Annotated in this window: 3 protein-coding genes; 1 reads left to right on the top strand and 2 read right to left on the bottom strand. The window is 41.5% G+C overall.

Annotated elements, in window-relative coordinates; all coding sequences use genetic code 11:
* Positions 1 to 47: 47 nt before the first annotated feature.
* Positions 48 to 806 (bottom strand): EAL domain-containing protein, encoded by a 759-nt coding sequence (locus tag AC805_RS03965; protein ID WP_055074208.1) that lies wholly within the window; start codon positions 804 to 806, stop codon positions 48 to 50.
* 589 nt (positions 807 to 1,395) lie between these two features.
* Between AC805_RS03965 and AC805_RS03960 the strand changes: the two genes are divergently transcribed.
* Positions 1,396 to 1,998: a pseudouridine synthase gene (locus AC805_RS03960; RefSeq protein WP_055074207.1), complete on the top strand. Its 603-nt coding sequence runs from the start codon at positions 1,396 to 1,398 to the stop codon at positions 1,996 to 1,998.
* Here the strand turns inward: AC805_RS03960 and AC805_RS03955 are convergent.
* Positions 1,963 to 2,652, bottom strand: a complete 690-nt coding sequence (locus tag AC805_RS03955) for a lipoate--protein ligase family protein (RefSeq protein WP_055074206.1) — start codon at positions 2,650 to 2,652, stop codon at positions 1,963 to 1,965. The two genes, AC805_RS03960 and AC805_RS03955, sit on opposite strands and share 36 nt — an antisense overlap.
* Between the last annotated feature and the right edge of the window lie 34 nt (positions 2,653 to 2,686).

The raw sequence follows: 2,686 nt of genomic DNA, 5'->3' as shown, positions 1-2,686 counted from the left end.
GCGCCGCAACTCTCTATTGGGTTTGATTTGAGAATAAAAGCACTATTCTATAGATTTTCTAGAACTGCTAATCCTTGAAATTTTGGTTTCGCAAAATAATAACCTTGAAAAAGATCGATTCCAAAGGATTGCAAAACATCCAACTCCTCGTAAGTTTCAATTCCTTCAGCAATTATTTGAATCTTTAGCTCGTTACATACTTGAACGATCCCCTTCACGATCGCCTGACGATTCTTATTGCGATCGATATGCCGAATTAGCCCCATGTCTAATTTGACTAAATCCGTTTGAATATCAGCTAATAAATTAAGTCCTGAGTAACCAGCCCCAAAATCATCGATCGCCGTCAAGAATCCCTCTTGTTGATAATATTTGATGATTTCGAGCAGATGAGCGCGATCCTCGATCTTTTCTCCTTCAGTAATCTCAAAGATAATCCGATCGATCGGGAAACCGAAAGTTTCCGCTGCCTCAAGCGTAGTACGAATACATAATTCGGGACGATAAACAGCATTGGGCAAGAAATTAATGCTGACATAAGATTTAATATTCAGTTTTGCGCTTAACTGAACCGCCTTGACTCGACAGGCTTGGTCGAAGCGGTATTGATTTTCATTATTCACCCTCGCTAAAATCTCCCCAGCGGGTTCTTCGGCCATACCCCTAACCAAAGCTTCTTGAGCAAAAATTGTTTTGGTTTTAACATTAACGATTGGCTGAAATGCCATTGTAAAGTCAAAGCCTAATCCAGCTCCTTTTGTGCATTCTGCACAACCAATTGACGGAAAGTCATGGCGTTGCGTCATCTGATTTACCTAATATATTCAATATATTCAACGTTGAGTTAGAGTCTCAAAAACTTAGGATGCATTGGAGCTATATAGTACGTTTTTGATTATTGCCTGCGACATATACCTTAGCCATCCCTCTTTATGGCATAAGCTCAACTATTTGATTCATCAAAACAATTGTTTTTGATTCATCTCTGAGGGCTATAGGTACCACAGCATAATTATATCCAGAGCTAAAGCCTGCGGTGCCAAGCTGCGCTTGTACCACGGGCTTTAGGATTTTATATTTAATTAAGCCCACTTACTTAGAAACTATTAAGCGATCGCTAAGTTAATAAAACAGTCAGTAAATAAGTGTACTCCTTCATAACTCCATTAGTAATTTTTTTATGAAATCAACGGGTTTCTGTAAGTAAACTTAAAACCTAGAAGAGAGTACCGCCCGCTACGCGGGCGGTACTCTCAAGAAAGACAAGTGGCAGTGCGAAGCACTGCCACTTGTCTTTTGGGGGTTTGATTTATCCTAGTTTAGGAATGCCCCAGCGCTAGATTAGAATTAAAAGGCTGACAATGCGATTTTTCTATTCTGATTTCCCCTAAATGCATGAGCGATCGCCAATATATTCTTTTGTACAAGCCCTATGGAGTGCTATGCCAATTTACCGATGACAGCATATCGCCTCGCCCAACTTTGAGAGAATATCTGGATATCCCTGAAGTGTATTCGGTTGGAAGATTAGATTTTGATAGTGAAGGGCTGTTACTACTTACCAATGATGGGGTATTAAAACATCGGTTAATCGATCCTCAGTTTGAACATTCCCGAACCTATTGGGTACAGGTGGAAGGAACTCCAACAGAAGAAGCTTTACAGAAGTTACAACATGGAGTCATCATCCAAGGATATCGCACAAAACCCGCGATCGCCAAGTTATTAGATACCGAGCCAGATCTACCGCCAAGAGATCCCCCCATTCGCTTTCGCGCCCATATACCAACCACTTGGCTAGAGTTAACATTAACCGAAGGGAAAAATCGACAGGTCAGAAAGATGACAGCATCCGTCGGATTCCCTACTTTACGCCTAGTCAGAATCGCGATCGCCCATTTAAATTTAGCTAATCTTGGGGTAGGGGAATGGCGGCGATTAACAGATGGAGAATTAAAAGAACTACGCTCGAAAGTACTGCCGCGCCGATTGCGATAGAACATCTATTAACTTTTGCAGACAATATTGGCGATCGCCTTGCATGAGTTCTTGGCATCCCACGATCGGCACTTCCGAGACAAATAGTTCTTTCAGTAATTCAAAATCTGGAGTAATCGCGATCGAGCCATGTTGCAAAACTGAATTATGGCGATAGACCTGCGCACTACCAATTAGCTTACGTCCGTCAGAAATGACTAAATCGGCATTGGTTGCCGTCGAGAAACAACTAGGATTGTGAATATATCCCCGTCCTGCCAGTCCATAGGTCAAGGGAACCCCCAGTTGGGCAAAACCTTGAATTAAAAATCCGCAGATATATTCATATATTTCACGATGCGATCGCTTTTTACCATTGATATCGATACTGGTAATCACAGCATAGGTAAGATCGCCTTTATGTAGCACAGCCCTTCCCCCGCTGGGACGATGGACGATATCGAGATTATGGTTTTCGGCAATCGCTTGCCAATGCTCAGGATATTTTTTTTGGTGAAAGCCTAAGGATATTGCCGCAGGAGTCCAGCGATAAAATCTTAAAATTGATGGCGATTGGGGATTTCGACTATGGCGATCCAGTAAGGAATTATCCAAATCCATATGCAGTTTTCCTGATGTTTCGGAATAGGGAATAAACTGCAATGGTTGATTCATAAAACGTAAATCTTTTCAATAATACTTATAAGGA

This window comes from Pseudanabaena sp. 'Roaring Creek' (assembly GCF_001402795.1).
In the GTDB taxonomy this organism is placed as follows: domain Bacteria; phylum Cyanobacteriota; class Cyanobacteriia; order Pseudanabaenales; family Pseudanabaenaceae; genus Pseudanabaena.
This window is presented reverse-complemented; position numbering and strand designations above follow the sequence as displayed.